Raw genomic sequence first — 16229 nt, 5'->3', positions numbered from 1 at the left:
GTTCCACTTAAAGAAGTGGAGGAATTCAACCTAAAGGGATAAGTTAGAAGTAGTTTTATCCTTCTGCCCTCTCTCTTGGTGAGCGTCTCTTGGTAGACATTCCCTTGCGCCTTTCGGCGGCGCGGGCTTCTACCGCTTCCCTTGCGCCTGACGGCGGCGCGGGGTCTCACCGCTGCCCTCTGCCCTCTGCCTTCAAGGGCGAAGCCCCGTTAAAAGCGATAGCCGATACCTAAACCAATAATCCAGGGATCAACGTCGACATCAGCCTCAATATCAATTCCCGCAGCCCGAATCTCTGCATCAGTATTTAAAAAGATTTTCTTGACATCGACATTCACTGACCAACGCCCTGCAACTGCATAGTCAAGACCAGCCTGGAGGGAAAAGCCAAAGCTGTTGTCATAGTCTATATCGTTGGCATCACCATCTTCTTCCGTAAAAAAGAAAGTGTAATTGAGACCCACACCAGCATAGGGACTGAATCTTTTCCGGGTTAAAAAATGATATTGCAAAGTTAATGTTGGGGGGACAAGACCCACTTTTCCCAAATTCACATCTCCTAGGGGAGTTCCTTTAGCTTCTACGCGATGAGTCGTGACCGCAGCAATCAGTTCCAGGGCAATGTTATTGGTTATGAAGTAAGAAAAGTCAATCTCAGGAACATATGCTGTACTAAGATCCGCTGAGCCTGGAATTGAGTTGTCACCAACAGATAGGTCTACATCTTCATTGGGAATCACCGACAGACCTCGGGCACGAATGAGAAAGTCACCTGCTTCTTTGGGTTTAAATTCCTGTGCTGTTGCAGAATTTATAGCTAGACAATTCAAACCGAGAAACGACAGGAAAACTGAACAGGAGAAAAGCCTAAGGTTCATGATGATTCACTCCAACACTAAATTAATTTGGTTGCTAGAGGTAAGATCTCAAAATACTCTAGCTTCGTCTATATTTAGCACAGCATCCTCGTTCTGAATGGATTTGCTATTAAACAGGTACTTGTGGCTCGAAACAGCTTCAAAGTTGGGGTTTCAGAATTTAATTGGGTTTAGGGTTGAGAATTTTTAGCTTTCCAATCTTATTCTCTGAATCTCTGTTATTCAGTACTTATTACTCATTACTTCAGCGCAGCGGCCCTAGCTATTGCCAATTGAAATTGATACTTAAATACTCTTCTAAAAGTTTATTGTAAGGCTGAAAATATTCGGAGAGGGTTTTTCGTAAGTTTGGCTCTACAGAATTATAAGAACCACCATTAATCTTGGGGTATTGAGCTATTTTTTGAACAGGCAACTCTAAAAATCTAAATACTTGTTTCATAACATTTTCAGGATATTCATAAAAATCTTCACTCTTTAAAATCAGGAACTGTTGTCGAGGGAAATATTTCATCCAAGCTTTGATTTGATAATAATAAAGACTGGCAATGATATTATCAGGATCATTAAATCCAATCTTGGTAATCTCTGATTCACTTAGAGTTTCTAATAATTTAATTTCTTTGGTAATTGCTTGTTCTAGATCATCATTGGTTAGTCCTGTATTCTTTTTATGATAATGCCAAGACACTGCTCTATCAACAGGATTGCGTAAGAGAATTATTAGTTTAATATCAGGACAAGATTCTTGAATTCTCCGCGCCACCAGAGGAAATCTTAGATAATTGGGTGTGGCTTCTCCTGTGAGAAAATTTGGGCTATCTGTAATACTGGGGAAATGGGATAAATACCAATCGATTCCTTGCTTAAAATGTTTGATAAAAAAATTCAATTCTTTTTTGTGAGAAAATAAAACCTGCGGATGATGACTTAAGTAATAATAAAGGGATGAGGTTCCACATTTGGTGGCTCCCACAATCAAGAAATCTGGAGCTTTAGCTTTTTTTTCTGGCCAATTTAATTCTGCTAACTGGGGATTTTTTTGAATAGATTGTTGATAGGAACTGGTCTGGTAACAAGCGATCGCATCTTGAATTTTGCCTTGTTGGGTGAAAGCATCTCCTAAATTGCCCCAGGCTAAGGGATAAGGACAATCTTGAACTATTTGCTGATAAAAGTTAATTAGTTGTTCTAGTTGGTCTTCGGCAACCTTGGTATATTGAATATCTATATATGCTTGTTCAAATTTAGGATTTATTTTAATTGCTTCTTGATAGGCTGCGATCGCCTTAGAGAAATATCCCTGCGATCGCAATATTCTACCCCATTGATAATATAGTTGGGACTGAGGTTTGCTCAGAGATTCTAAGGTATCTTGATAACTCTGAATCGCCTGGTCATGCAGGGGATTTTCCCGAGGTGAAATTGTAATCGCCTGGTGATAAAAATGAAAAGCTGATTGATATTTTTCTAGATGACGATAAATATTGGCGATGCGGATATAAGCGGGGATAAAATCAGGTTGCAGTTGGTTAACTTTTTGATAAAGAGTAACTGCAATTAACAACTGTTTTTTATATTGTAAAACCTTTCCCAGTTGATGATAAGCTTGCCATCTATTAGGCTCGAAGTCTAATTTTTGGGGCAGTGCATCGGGGAAATTCTTCTCTAAGGCGATCGCAATTTGATACTGGTTTTCGGCTAAATGCCATTTATTATTTTTAGCAAAGGCTTGAACTAGAGCCCAATGAAATTGAGGATCTTGAGGATTGCGGCGCACTCCTTTGCGGTATATTTGAATTGCTTTGATCTGCTGATTTTGAATTGACAATAACTCAGCCACTCTATGATAGGCATCTAGCAGGTTAGGGCTTAAAATAATTGCTTGCTGATAACAATCTATTGCTTTTTCAAGTTTTTTTTGTACTGCTAAATTATTGCCTAACGTGACATAATTATCGGCTGTCGCCCAGCTAGGTTTCAATTTAATAGCTCTATACCAATATTCAGTAGACTTATGAGGATCTTGAACTTTGGTTTCATAGAGTTTTGCTAGATAACTATAAGCTTCGACTAACTGAGGGTTAAACTTAATTGCCTGTTCATAGGATTTGATTGCTAATTTCCACTGCTGCTTTTTTACGTATAAGTTCCCCAGCTGAAAATGAATTTCGGGTTGTTCTGGATTGACCGCTAATTGTTGGGTATATCGAACAATATTTTCAGTCAATTGATCTTTTTGATTCATCTGAGGCTAGTGCCGCTGCGCGGAAGTAATAAGTAATAAGTAATGAGTAAGTAAGTCTTGTTGATACATCAGCTTTTTGCTCTTCGTTGATAGATAGCTTATTTACGCCCGCGTCCACTAATTTGCAGTGCAATCTCGATTTTATCCTAAAGATCCTTAAGCCAGTCAAAAGAGAGTATGTATACACTAATCATGATTACCTCAACTAAGAATAATCATTTGAGTAATCGAATAAAGCCTGCTTGCTCAAAATGTTTATCTGTTGTTAGTGCTTTCTGTATCTCTAACTGCTGCATCACAACAAAGGAACTACAATCTACCAGAGACCAAGCTTTATCAGGTCTACTTTTGCAAAGTTCCCAGGCAATAGCATCAGTCTCATCATTAACATGTATTAGATCAATGCACAAAGCAAGTTTAATGGAATCAATGTATTGAAAAAGTTTGGGACGAGAAGTTTTTTGGCGGCTACCTAGTAAAGCCACCAATTCTGTAACAACGTAGTTGGTAGTAATCAGTCTTTGCTTCGTCTGCTGAGCCTGACGAAAATATTTAGCAGCTTGTTGATGATAAGTCTCCGTGGGAATAAATAGGCTAGCCCAACCAGAAGTATCAATGAATAGCTTACTCACCAGAATTCAACTCCTGTTCAAGAGCTTCGGAGAGATAGTGATCATGGTTTTCTGAGAGGTCTGTTGTTTCTAGATGTAAGGTGCCAATCAGAGGGGTAATCGGATCAAAAATGAAGTCATGAGATAGCTCTGGCTCTCGTTGAAGTGCTTTTAGGGCAGTCTCGGTGCCGATTTGTTGCAAAGCTTTTGCCGCAGCTTGTCGAACGTCAATATCATTATCATCTAGTGCCTGGATTAAGGCTGGAATCGCAGTTTCAGTATTCATCAATCCTAACTTTGTAGCTGCTTTCTTTCTAATATCAGGGTCTGTATCATGTAGAGACTGGATCGAATTTGCAAGTGATTGAAGTGTTTGGATAATTAGTTCTTCTAAGGAATTATCTATAGAATTACTGAGAACACCAAGTTGTTCTTCTAAGTTATCAGGTAGGTTAATTGTTAATATTTTAGTCATGGTTTAAGTCATTGTTTTGATTTACTGCCTATGCTGCCCTTTTCTATTTGAAAGCTTTTGAGAAAAGAATCTAATCCGCTTCTAATATTACTATTATGTATTCCGAGATTTGGTAATCCTCCAGGTTAAAAGAATCACCGGAATAATCCCTACTAAAACGATCGCGAGGGCCGGGGCAGAAGCTTCAATTAATCTTTCATCAGACGCATATTGATAAACTCGAACTGCCAAAGTATCGAAGTTAAAAGGACGAATCACTAAAGTGGCAGGTAACTCTTTCATCACATCCACAAAAACTAACATTGATGCGGTTAACAATCCCCCAGACATCAAAGGTGCATGAACTTTCACTAAAGTTTTGGTGGCACCAGATCCTAAACTACGAGAAGCATCATCCAAACTAGGAGTAATCTTATTGAGACTTGATTCGACAGAACCAAAAGCAACCGCCAAAAAACGCACCAGATAGGCAAAAATCAGACTAACTATGGTTCCTGAAAGCAAAAGCCCTGTAGAAATGCCAAAGTTTGTTTTCATCCAAGCATCAAGACCATTATCGAAATTACCCAAAGGAATTAAGATTCCCACTGCAATTACCGAGCCAGGGATCGCATAACCCATGGCGGCAATTCGCACCGCAGTTCGCATCAAAAAATTTGGTTGTAATCTTTGTCCATAGGCCATGATTAAAGATACTAGAGTTGCTACGACGGCAGTGGCGATCGCAAGGACAAAACTATGATTGGCCAAACTCCAAAAATCATCATCTAGAGTGACATCCAGGTTACTAATAGTCAGCTGAAATAAATAAATGCAGGGAATAATAAAACCCAAAGCAACCGGAATAGAGCAAGCGATCAAAGCGATAATCCCTCTACCAATGCCTAATTCATATTGGGGTATTTGCTTCCCTGAACCAGAAACTTGGTAGTATCTGGCTTGCTGACGAGACAATCTTTCTAAAACAATTAACACTAAAACAAATAACATTAAAAAGGCTGCTAGTTGGGCTGCTGCTGCCCGTTCCCCCATGCCTAACCAAGTTCGATAAATACCTGTGGTAAAGGTTGTCACGCCAAAATATTCCACTGTACCAAAATCATTGAGGGTTTCCATCAGAGCTAAAGCTAAACCTGCCATGATAGAGGGTCGCGCTAAGGGTAATGCGATCGTAAAAAAACTTCGCCAGGGATTACAACCCAAAGAGCGGCTGGCTTCTAGGGTACCAGCAGCCTGTTCGAGAAAAGCAACTCTAGTGAGCAGATAAACATAGGGATACAAGACCAAAATTAGCATTAACATCGCACCCCACAGGGAACGAATATTAGGAAACCAATAGTCTTGGACGCTCACCCAGCCAAAAATATTGCGTAATCCTGTTTGCACCGGCCCAAAATAATCTAATAAATTGGTGTAAGCATAGGCCAACAAATAAGCTGGTGCGGCCAAAGGCAACAGAAGCAACCATTCAAGATAACGACTACCTCCAAAGCGACACATGGTGACTAACCAAGCAGTACCGACCCCGATCACAATGACCCCAGTTCCTACACCCAACATGAGAAGGCAAGAGTTAGTAATATAGTCTAGGAGAACCGTATCGATTAAATGCTGCCAAATTTCTCCTGATTTGGCGAAAATACTGCTGAAAACAAAGATTATCGGTGTTGCAATTACCAATGCGATCGCAATCACCGAGATCGTCCAAAAGTTAAAACTAAGATGTGGAATTTTCTGCTCTATTCCCGATGGGGCCAAATTCGGGTTCTTACTCACGGGTTATAAAAATATATGTATTATCTAGTTAAGTTTCCATAGTACCGTTATTTAAGGGCAGATAAAAATATGAGAGATTGCACAAAAAAGGTAGCTCATAGCTACCCGATATATAAAAAATATTGAATTTAAGAGTTAGCCAAATAAAGTCTAAACTCCGAAATTATTTAATACTAAGGTTGATCTTGAACTCACTTAAGAAGCAGGAAAACTTGAGTAATCAAATTTACTAAGCATCATAAGAAGTTCTACCAGAGAACTTCAGAGTAGAAGGTTCTGGATTATCACCAATTTTTCTGTCGATTTTACCTGCAAAGGGACGACCTTCGTTAACTTTCTCGGGGAACACTCCATCAGCAGGATGTAAATATTCGGTCTCACCGTTGGGGAAAACGCGGTAAACTTTGTAATCTTGAATTCTAGGCTTAAATTTGGTTCTGAGTTGAGTACCCAACGCCAAACACTGTTCTTTACGAGCTAAGTAAAGAAGGTTTTCGCCAGAATTCATGATGGCTGCGCCGCCAGTAGGCATTTCAAATACCTGCTCCTTAGAACTAGTCCAAGTAATAGCGTATTTTTCTTCCACTTCTGCTGCAGTAAGTAAACCGCCAGTACTACCACCAAATTTGGGCATAGTGCCAGAAAGAGTTTCTGCCATAGGAAATATTCTCTCAATAATTGATTTTTTCTGGGTTATGTAGGGAATGCTACCACTCAGTTTGTTACTATTTCCTCGCTTCGTCAAGAACTGTAACAGTTTGTTATCAAAATTCCCCTGCTTTAAGATTTGTAGAGTTGAGAAAAAACCTTACAATGACCCTGAAGTAAATATCAGGATTTAACAAAAGGTGGAAAAAAAATTGAATAATGGAATTCTTGTCAGTATTGGGGTTATTTTAGTCTGCGGAGTCTTTTTAATCTCAACTTTGGTTTTTGGTAACAGTAGTCAGGAAAAAGCGGTCGCCGCTAATCCCACAGGGACCACTGCCGCAACTGCTCAAAATATAGAGTCATCAGAGACAACAACAATTGTTGCTGATCTATCCAACGCTGTCACTACTGCCTCGGGATTACAATATATCGTCGTCAAAGAAGGCGATGGTGCCACACCTCAAAAAGGCAATAATGTCACGGTGCATTACACAGGAACCCTCGAAGACGGAACTAAATTCGATAGCTCTCGCGATCGCAATAAGCCCTTCTCCTTTAAAATAGGTGTCGGACAAGTTATCAAAGGTTGGGATGAAGGAGTTGGTTCGATGAAAGTTGGAGAAAGACGGACTCTCATCATTCCTCCCGAATTAGGCTATGGCTCTCGTGGTGCAGGTCGTGTCATTCCTCCTAATGCAACTCTAATTTTTGACGTAGAACTACTTAAAATAAGTTAATACTTGGTAGTGAATGTCATCACTTAAATAAATTACAAAATCACAATAGGAAACAAAAATTACTATGGCAAATATTCCCCTAAAAGATCTCGATTTATCAAACGCTGTAACTACGGCATCAGGACTGCAATATGTTGACCTTAAAGAAGGTGAGGGCGCCACTCCCCAAAAAGGAAACACAGTAACCGTGCATTACACAGGAACTCTCGAAGACGGGAAAAAATTCGATAGCTCTCGCGATCGCAACTCAACTTTTCAATTTAGAATTGGCGTCGGACAAGTCATCAAAGGTTGGGATGAAGGAGTTGGCTCGATGAAAGTTGGGGGTTTGCGTCTGCTGATTATTCCTCCAGAATTGGGCTATGGAGCCGGTGGAGCTGGTGGGGTCATCCCGCCCAATGCAACTCTAATTTTTGAAGTAGAGTTATTCAAAATCAGTTAACAGTTAACAGTTATCAGTTGTCAGATATTAGTGACAAGCATCTTCTCTAATCTAATTAATTAAGAAACCAGGTAGTTTCTGAGCACCACAAGGAAACCATTACCTATAATGATGACTGTTTCACTCTTTTCTTAATCAAAGGAAGAGTGGGATTGTACAAGCTATTCTTCAATTCAAAATTATAGATAAGAGATGGAACTGCTTTATCAGTATGCTTGGTTAATTCCCCTTCTGCCCTTACTAGGGGCCATGTTGGTGGGAATTGGACTTATATCATTTAACAAGGCGACGAATAATCTCCGACAGATTGTCGCTGTATTTATAGTCTCCATTTTGGGGATTGCAATGTTTATGTCCTTTGGCATCTTCTGGAGTCAATTCCAAGGACATGAAGTTTACACTACAACCTTAGAATGGGCAGCAGCTGGAGATTTTCACCTCCAGATGGGCTATACCATTGATCATATTAGTTCTTTAATGCTAGTCATTGTGACCACAGTGGCCTTCTTGGTGATGATTTACACCGATGGTTACATGGCTCATGATTCTGGTTATGTCCGTTTCTATGCCTATCTCAGCATTTTTAGCTCTTCGATGTTAGGACTAGTCATCAGTCCCAATTTGGTCCAGATCTATATTTTCTGGGAATTGGTGGGGATGTGTTCCTATCTGCTAATTGGTTTCTGGTTTGACCGTCAAGCAGCGGCTGATGCCTGCCAAAAAGCTTTTGTGACTAACCGAGTCGGTGACTTTGGTTTGCTACTGGGCATCTTAGGGCTTTATTGGGCCACCGGAAGCTTTGATTTTGCGATTATCGGTGAAAGATTAGAAGAATTGATTGCTTCTGGGGCATTGTCCGCGGGATTAGCAACTTTATTTGCTATTTTAGTATTTCTCGGCCCTGTGGCAAAATCCGCCCAATTTCCCCTTCATGTTTGGTTACCCGATGCGATGGAAGGCCCGACCCCCATTTCGGCATTAATTCACGCAGCAACTATGGTAGCTGCTGGGGTGTTTCTGATTGCTCGCATTTATCCAATCTTGGAACCGGTTCCCATCGCAATGGAGGTGATTGCTTGGACAGGAGCGATTACCGCTTTTATCGGTGCCACGATCGCCATAACTCAAAACGATATCAAGAAAGGCTTGGCCTATTCCACGATGTCCCAGTTGGGCTACATGGTAATGGCCATGGGCTTGGGTTCCTATAGTGCGGGTTTATTCCACCTCATGACCCATGCTTATTTCAAAGCGATGTTATTCCTTTGCTCAGGTTCTGTGATTCATGGTATGGAAGATGTTGTAGGGCATAATCCGGTTTTGGCACAGGATATGCGCTTGATGGGCGGATTGCGCAAATATATGCCAGTTACTTCCTTTGCCTTCTTGGTGGGTAATTTGGCTATCTGCGGAATCTTTCCTTTTGCTGGTTTCTGGTCTAAAGATGAAATCTTGGGTCAGGCATTCACGACCAATAGCACTCTCTGGGCAGTAGGTTGGTTAACCGCAGGGTTGACCGCTTTTTATATGTTCCGCATGTATTTCATGACCTTTGAAGGTGAGTTTCGCGGTAATGATCAAGGAATTCGCCAACAGCTTTTGACTGAAGCCGGGATTACTTTTGCACCTGGGGCAATGGATGTCAAAGAAGCGGAAAGTCATGGACATAGTCATGAACCCCATGAGTCGCCCTTTACGATGTCATTTCCCTTGTTGGTGCTAGCAATTCCCTCTTTTGCCATTGGTTTAGTGGGTATGCCTTGGAATAATTACTTTGAGGAGTTTATCCATGCTCCAGGTGAAGTGATCGAAGCTGGTCATTTTGAGCTTAATGAGTTTTTGCTCATGGCTGGTCTGTCAATGGCGATCGCCATTACGGGGATTATCATCGCATTTTTGACCTATCGGGCGAAAAAAATCGATCCTGTTGCGATCGCGAAAAAATATCCTGCTCTGTATCAGCTATCCCTTAATAAATGGTATTTCGATGACATTTACTACAAGGTTTTTGTTGTTGGTTGTCGTCGTCTCGCCAGACAAATTATGGAGGTCGATTATCGAGTAGTTGATGGTGCAGTTAATTTAACTGGACTCGCTACTCTGCTCAGTGGAGAGGGATTGAAATATCTCGAAACTGGTCGAGCGCAATTCTACGCTTTAATTATGTTCGGAGCTGTTTTAGGTTTCGTCTTAGTGTTTAGTGTGGTTTAGTAGAACTCACTAAAGTTTAATTTTTTCAATCAGGCGATCGCTTTTTTTATTCAGGCGATCGCTTTTTATTTGGAGAATTAAGAGCAAACAAGAATAGCAACAATTGAGTTTTGCGCTCACAAAACTGTAAATTTGTCCAGGAAAGTTTAGGACAATTCGGCATTTTGAGCAGTAGTTTTAAGTAGTCGTGCAAAATTAATTGAATAGTTGAGATAGGTATTAGATGTTAAGTGTTAGGTATTAAGGAAGATCAATTTATTTTGAATTTCTTCCGAAGATATAGTTGAAATCAGCTTTTGTAAAGCACTTAACTGTTTTCCTACTGAAGAACTTTGTCTTGGTACAACAATTTTTTAAGTTCATCTTGATTTGTATTGAGCTAATAATTGTTGATATTCTGCCATTTCCTCTTCTAGATATTGCTCTATCTGTTCTGGGTTTGCATAATAATAAGCTAAGGCTGCATGAACTTCTGCCAAAGTTAAAAAACTATATTCACTCACAATTTGTTGCGGACTGAGACCTTCTTTGGTTAATGTGACTATTTGCTCAACAGAAAATCTTTTGTTATTAATTCTGGGACGACCCGCACAAACATCTGAAGTTGCAACAATTAGCGACCCAATATTAACAGTAGTTACCATTCTCGGTTATTTATCTCGATACTTATGTTTTGCCATTATAACTAAATAGAGAAATTTACTTAAATAGCAACCCTCGATAAACGCTCATACGATAGAATGAATAAAATTTCTAAAAAACTTCATTTACAATACCGAAAGGCATGAGTGCTGAGGATAAGTCGCGAGATATCGATATCAGTAAAGGTGATTACAATGAGTATATTCAAGGTCATTACATCAACGGCGATTTCATTCAGATAATTAACCTTCCTCAACCAAAATTAGGTTTTCCACAAAATATCCCTAGAAGTAACACCGATAAGTTTGTCGGTAGAAAAAATGAATTGATTCTTCTTCACGAACAGTTGCAAAATGAAGGAAACGTCACAATTGCTCATCTTGAAGGGATGGGTGGAATTGGCAAAACTGAAATGGCGATTGTCTATTCCTTAATTAGCTTGAAAGATGATATCTATCCTGGTGGGATTTGCTGGTTACGTTGTAGAGAAGAAAATATTGGTTTAAAAATAGTAGATTTTGCCAGAACAAAATTAAATCTTGAACCACCAGAAGATTTAGAACTACCAGGAAAAGTAGATTGGTGTTGGACTAATTGGCGAGAAGGAAACACCCTAATAGTTCTTGATGATGTCACTGATTACGACGGCATCAAATCCTATCTTCCTCCACAATCATCTCAGTTTAAAATCTTAATCACCACAAGACTTAAATTAGAATTAGCTAATCCTCTATATTTAGAAGCTTTATCGGAAACAGAAGCTTTAGAATTACTTTCCGAATTAGTTGGTTCAGAAAAGGTTAACCAAGAATTAGCAACGGCTCAAGAACTTTGTCAGCGTTTAGGATATTTACCCCTAGCTCTGCAATTAGTGGGGCGATATGTTAAAAGGCGTAGAATCTCTTTATCGGAAGAATTAAGACGTTTAGAAGGTAAAGGATTAGCCCATCCTTCGATGAAAATTCCAGAAAAAAAATCTACTTGGGCTGTAGATATCGAACGTGGGGTAGCAGCAGCTTTTGAGTTGAGTTGGAGAGAATTAGATGAGCCTGCTCAAGAGTTGGGTTGCTTGCTAAGTTTATTTTCCTTAGCCCCTATTCCTTGGTCTCTTGTTGAGAGTAGTGCTGAGGTACAAGATCCAGAGGAATTAGAAGATATCAGACTTGAGTTAGAAAATTTACACCTGTTACAGGCTGGAGATAATTATCAGTTACATCAACTTATTCAAGAGTTTTTCCGAGATAAGCAAAAAAGATTAGCAAATACAGAGGAACAAAAGGCTAATCTCTGTACTGCTGTAGCAAGAGTAGCTAGGGAAATTCCTCAAGCTCTTACTTTAGACGACGTAACTTACTTTACTCCTTTTATTCCTCATATTTCTGAAACTGCTACCTTTTATCAAAATAGCTTAAGGGATGAAGATTTCATTTTTTCTTTTGCTAACTTAGGAAGGTTTTATCAAGGTCAAGGCGCTTATGAACCAGCGTTAGTTTGGCGAAAACAATCCCTATCAGTCGCCAAGGAACGCTTCGGAGAATTTCATCTTGGTGTAGCACTCAGCCTTAATAACCTTGCATCTTTATATGATGAACAGGGAATATACGAGGGGGCTGAAGCCCTTTATTTACAGGCTTTAGAAATTCATAAAAAACTACTAGGAGAATCAAGTGCTGAGGTAGCACTCGGTCTTAATAACCTAGCACATGTCTATTGTAGACGAGGGAAATATACTGAAGCAGAACCCTTTTATTTACAATCCCTAGAGCTAAAAAAAAATCTACTAGGGGAATTACATATTGAAGTAGCACTCGGCCTTAATAACCTGGCAGAGCTCTATCGTAGCCAAGGAAAATATAAGGAAGCTGAACCTCTTTATTTGCAAGCTTTAGAAAGCTATCAGAAACTACTAGGGGAATCACATCCCAATGTAGCTACCAGTCTCAATAACTTGGCATTGCTCTATCATACTCAAGGAAGATACGAGGAGGCTGAACCTCTTTTTTTACGGGCATTAAAACTAAGAAAAAAACTACTAGGAGAATCACATCCCGATGTAGCACTCAGTCTTAATAGCCTGGCATCTCTCTATCATGCTCAGGGAAGATACGAGGAGGCTGAACCCCTTTATTTACAATCTTTGCAACTAAACAAAAAACTACTAGGAGAATCACATCCCAATATAGCATCCATCCTTAATAACCTGGCATTTATCTATCGTAACCAAGGAAAAGATAACGAAGCTAAACCTCTTTATTTACAGTCATTAGAATTAAGAAAAAAACTACTAGGAGAATCACATCCCGATATAGCAGCTAGCCTTAATAACCTGGCATCTCTCTGCCATGACCAAGGAAGATATGCCGAAGCTGAAACTTTCTATTTACAAGCCCTGAAAATAAAGAAAGAACTGTTGGGTGAATCCAATCCGGCTATAGCAACTAGCCTTAATAACTTAGCATCCCTCTATGATGATCAGGAAAGATACACCAAAGCAAAACCTCTCTATCAACAAGCATTAAAAATCGCTGAAGCAGCATTAGGAGAAAATCATCCCAATACCAATATCATCAGACAAAGTTTGCAATACACCTTAGCAAAGATGCAGAGTTAGAACTTATTACTTATTCTTTTGTAATTGAGAATCAAGCATAAGAAATATGAACGAGATCGCGATTCTTATGATCTCTCTGGCGATCGCGATCGCTCGGCTTCAAGTCAAAAGAACAAATACCCAAAGAAATCGCTGACTAGTTTGCAGTTGCAAGTTTACACCTCCATCTGCCCTCTGCCCTCTGCCCTCTGCCCTCTGCCCTCATTAACGATAATAGGTAACACCGCGATATTTTAACTTAATTTTTTTCTTCGCTTGCAAAGCTTGGCTAAGTTCTGTTTTTGTAATCAAACCCCAACAGCGATCGAGTTTGTCCAAATTTTCTGAAGCCAGACAATCATCTAAAAATTCTCTTTTATGGTCGTACCAAAATGTAATTGGGTCGTAAACCGGTCTTACTTCAGATTTATTAAATAGTTGTTTAATATATGATATTAAGGGAAATCGAGGATTAATTTTACCCTTGGGAGAATGTCCTCGGTAAATAATCCTTTTATTGGCTAATGTAGTTGCGGGTTGAGAAATTTGGGGAGTTTCTTCACTATACTGAACTCCCCGATAGGTTAATTTCATTGACATCACCTCTGTCACGTTATCGTTATGAGGCGCGTTCCTTCAGGAGCTTGCTGTTTCCTTACTTCCGTCCTTCCTAAAGTAATTGAGGAAAAGATGAACGATTGGGTAATTCTATTTTCATGATAATCAATAATTTCATATAGGAAAGATATTTTAATTAGTTACAAAACTCAAAGATGTCATATTGTTTACTCGCACGGACAAAAGTTATTCCAATTCGCGATGATACGAGCGAAAAACTTAGGACACAACTTTGTCGATAATTGATTAAACACTGTAACAATTATCACAACTCAAGTAGTATTACTATAGTTAGCATGGGCTATGCCAATTTGACAGCAATCATGCATTGTTTGAACTCTCCATCAATTTTATGAAACGTAGAAAATTATTATCATTACTCTCTGTATTTTGTCTAAGTTTAGTTTTAACTATTAGTTGTGCTCAAACCCCTGAATCCACTACAAGTGATACTCCAACCCAAGTCAACCCCGATACACCTCCAATCCTGATCGGATATAGTAACTGGCCTGGTTGGTGGCCTTGGGCGATCGCAGAACAAGAAGGTTTATTTGCCAAAAATGGAGCTAATGTCGAACTCAGATGGTTTGATGGTTATCTCGCATCGATGGAAGCTTTTGCCGCAGGACAACTTGATGGTAATTGTCAAACCCTCAACGACACTATTTCCTTTGCTAGTAGTGCAGTTAATGGGGAAGTTGCAGTTTTGGTTAATGATAATTCGGCGGGGAATGACAAAATTATTGTTACTGAAGATATCAACACAATAGAAGATTTAAAAGGGAAGAAAGTCGCGATCGAAGAAGGGGTTGTGGATGATTTTCTGTTAACTTTGGCTCTAGAAGAAAATGGCATGTCTCGTGACGATGTGGAAATTGTTAATTTAGAAACCGGGGCTGCCGCCGCTGCTTTTGCTTCAGGACAGACCGATGCAGTTGGAGCTTTTCCTCCATTTTGGTTAACCGCCTTAAAACGAGAAGGCTCTAAAGAATTACTCTCTTCCAAAGAGTTTCCTGGGGCAATTCCTGATCTTCTAGTAGTTAGTCAAAAATTAATTGATGAACAACCAGAGCAAGTGCAAGCCCTTGTAGATACTTGGTTTGATATTCTTGACTTTATGGAACAAAATCCTCAAAAAGCCGATGAAATAATGGCAAAAAGAGCTGACATAACCATAGAAGAGTTACAGCAGTTAAAAGATGGCACTAAAATATTTACTCTAGAGGAAAACCTAGAAGCTTTCAGCGATGGCGATAATATGAAACATATGCCTTTTGCTGCTAAGAAAATGAGTAAATTTATGTTGGATGTTGGGTTTATTGATTCAGAACCAGATTTAACTACAATTCTGGATGACCAATTTGTTAAAGCCTATGCCGATGGGAAATAATTAGTTAGGTGTTAGGTATTAGGTGTTAGGTATTAGGTGTTAGGGGATAAGTTGTAGATTCGAGTCTTTCAGTTTTTATCCCTTGTTTTTTTAGTTTTTTAGCTTTTGTTATGAAATCTAACACAAAGAAAGAATTCTCCAGACAAAAAATATCTGGGATAGAACCCACCGTATTTTGGCGAATTGCAGAGGATATTCCAAAGTCTTTATCTTGGGGAATGATGGGTTTTTCTATCTTGATTCCCTTACTATGTTGGTTTCTATTTGCTACTTATTCGGGTGTTAATCCTACATTTTTACCTTCCCCATCTGATGTCATAGATGCATTGGTGAGATTATGGCAAAAAGGATTTTTAACTAAAGATATTGCGGCAAGTTTTACTAGAGTTACAATTGGGTTTTTCTTGTCGACACTAGTGGCGATTCCTCTAGGAATTATGATGGGATCTTTTGCCAGCATTAGATCTTTATTTGAACCTATAATTGGCATTGTCCGTTATATGCCAGCCCCTGCATTCATTCCTCTATTAATCATTTACCTGGGAATAGATGAACCTCCTAAAATTGCTTTGATTTTCATTGGTACATTGTTTTTTAATGTTCTGATGATTATGGATGCAGTTAAATTCATTCCTAAAGATTTAATCGAAACAACTTACACCTTGGGCGGCTCACGTTGGCAAGTTTTATCTCAAGTTATTACCCCTTATATTATTCCCAGTATGCTAGATGCTTTTCGGGTTAATATGGCTGCATCCTGGAATTTAGTAGTTGTGGCCGAATTGCTAGCAGCTTCAGAAGGTTTAGGAAAGAGAATTTTGTTGGCTCAGAAGTTTTTAAAAACCGACGAAATATTTGCTTGTCTCATCGTTTTAGGTTTAATTGGTTTTGCTCTAGATCTATCTTTTCGCCTCTTTCTTAGACTTACCTGCAAATGGGCACTTGATTAATTTTTAATTT

At 39.3% G+C, this 16229-nt stretch carries 13 protein-coding genes, 1 pseudogene and 1 riboswitch; of the genes and pseudogenes, 6 read left to right on the top strand and 8 right to left on the bottom strand.

Annotated features, from left to right (window positions below; all coding sequences use genetic code 11):
* Positions 1–209 precede the first annotated feature (209 nt).
* The 6 genes from XEN7305_RS10475 to XEN7305_RS10450 form a co-directional block, all read right to left on the bottom strand.
* Entirely contained in the window at positions 210–878 is a 669-nt protein-coding gene (locus XEN7305_RS10475; protein WP_006509386.1) for an OmpW family protein, read from the bottom strand.
* 262 nt (positions 879–1140) lie between these two features.
* Complete coding sequence (locus XEN7305_RS10470) at positions 1141–3126, bottom strand: tetratricopeptide repeat protein (protein ID WP_006509385.1); 1986 nt, start codon at positions 3124–3126, stop codon at positions 1141–1143.
* Between the two features lie 215 nt (positions 3127–3341).
* A complete protein-coding gene (locus tag XEN7305_RS10465; protein WP_006509384.1) occupies positions 3342–3758 on the bottom strand; it encodes a type II toxin-antitoxin system VapC family toxin in 417 nt (138 codons plus the stop codon).
* Positions 3751–4212 (bottom strand): HEAT repeat domain-containing protein, encoded by a 462-nt coding sequence (locus tag XEN7305_RS10460; protein ID WP_006509383.1) that lies wholly within the window; start codon positions 4210–4212, stop codon positions 3751–3753. Before XEN7305_RS10460 ends, XEN7305_RS10465 begins: the two co-directional genes overlap by 8 nt.
* A gap of 93 nt (positions 4213–4305) precedes the next feature.
* The gene (locus tag XEN7305_RS10455) at positions 4306–5988 is read right to left on the bottom strand and encodes an iron ABC transporter permease (protein ID WP_006509382.1); all 1683 of its coding nucleotides are present in this window, start codon (positions 5986–5988) and stop codon (positions 4306–4308) included.
* Between the two features lie 229 nt (positions 5989–6217).
* Positions 6218–6646: a photosystem I reaction center subunit II PsaD gene (locus XEN7305_RS10450; RefSeq protein WP_006509381.1), complete on the bottom strand. Its 429-nt coding sequence runs from the start codon at positions 6644–6646 to the stop codon at positions 6218–6220.
* 190 nt (positions 6647–6836) lie between these two features.
* Here XEN7305_RS10450 and XEN7305_RS10445 point away from each other — a divergent pair, with 190 nt between their 5' ends.
* The 3 genes and pseudogenes from XEN7305_RS10445 (at position 6837) to XEN7305_RS10435 (ending at position 10029) form a co-directional block, all read left to right on the top strand.
* Positions 6837–7376: an FKBP-type peptidyl-prolyl cis-trans isomerase gene (locus XEN7305_RS10445; protein ID WP_006509380.1), complete on the top strand. Its 540-nt coding sequence runs from the start codon at positions 6837–6839 to the stop codon at positions 7374–7376.
* Between the two features lie 97 nt (positions 7377–7473).
* Positions 7474–7818: pseudogene (locus XEN7305_RS10440) on the top strand (FKBP-type peptidyl-prolyl cis-trans isomerase); the annotation flags it as partial.
* Between the two features lie 192 nt (positions 7819–8010).
* Positions 8011–10029: an NAD(P)H-quinone oxidoreductase subunit 5 gene (locus XEN7305_RS10435; RefSeq protein WP_006509378.1), complete on the top strand. Its 2019-nt coding sequence runs from the start codon at positions 8011–8013 to the stop codon at positions 10027–10029.
* Between the two features lie 359 nt (positions 10030–10388).
* On the opposite strand, the gene XEN7305_RS10430 is transcribed toward XEN7305_RS10435, so the two are convergent.
* Complete coding sequence (locus XEN7305_RS10430) at positions 10389–10673, bottom strand: DUF433 domain-containing protein (RefSeq protein ID WP_006509377.1); 285 nt, start codon at positions 10671–10673, stop codon at positions 10389–10391.
* A 140-nt stretch (positions 10674–10813) separates the two neighbouring features.
* Here XEN7305_RS10430 and XEN7305_RS10425 point away from each other — a divergent pair, with 140 nt between their 5' ends.
* On the top strand, positions 10814–13282 hold the full coding sequence (locus XEN7305_RS10425) for a tetratricopeptide repeat protein (protein WP_006509376.1): 2469 nt from the start codon (positions 10814–10816) through the stop codon (positions 13280–13282).
* Positions 13283–13486: 204 nt separating this feature from the next.
* On the opposite strand, the gene XEN7305_RS10420 is transcribed toward XEN7305_RS10425, so the two are convergent.
* Entirely contained in the window at positions 13487–13855 is a 369-nt protein-coding gene (locus tag XEN7305_RS10420; protein ID WP_006509375.1) for a DUF4278 domain-containing protein, read from the bottom strand.
* Positions 13856–13886: 31 nt separating this feature from the next.
* A riboswitch (Glutamine riboswitch) is annotated at positions 13887–13960 on the bottom strand.
* A 271-nt stretch (positions 13961–14231) separates the two neighbouring features.
* Between XEN7305_RS10420 and XEN7305_RS10415 the strand changes: the two genes are divergently transcribed.
* Positions 14232–15269 carry an ABC transporter substrate-binding protein gene (locus XEN7305_RS10415; RefSeq protein ID WP_006509374.1) on the top strand — a complete coding sequence of 346 codons (1038 nt, stop codon included), beginning with the start codon at positions 14232–14234 and terminating at the stop codon, positions 15267–15269.
* A gap of 110 nt (positions 15270–15379) precedes the next feature.
* Entirely contained in the window at positions 15380–16219 is an 840-nt protein-coding gene (locus XEN7305_RS10410) for an ABC transporter permease (RefSeq protein ID WP_006509373.1), read from the top strand.
* Positions 16220–16229: the final 10 nt, after the last annotated feature.

It is taken from the genome of Xenococcus sp. PCC 7305 (assembly GCF_000332055.1).
In the GTDB taxonomy this organism is placed as follows: Bacteria; Cyanobacteriota; Cyanobacteriia; order Cyanobacteriales; family Xenococcaceae; genus Xenococcus.
Note: the sequence above shows the minus strand (reverse complement) of the source record. Positions and strands in the feature narration are given on the sequence as shown.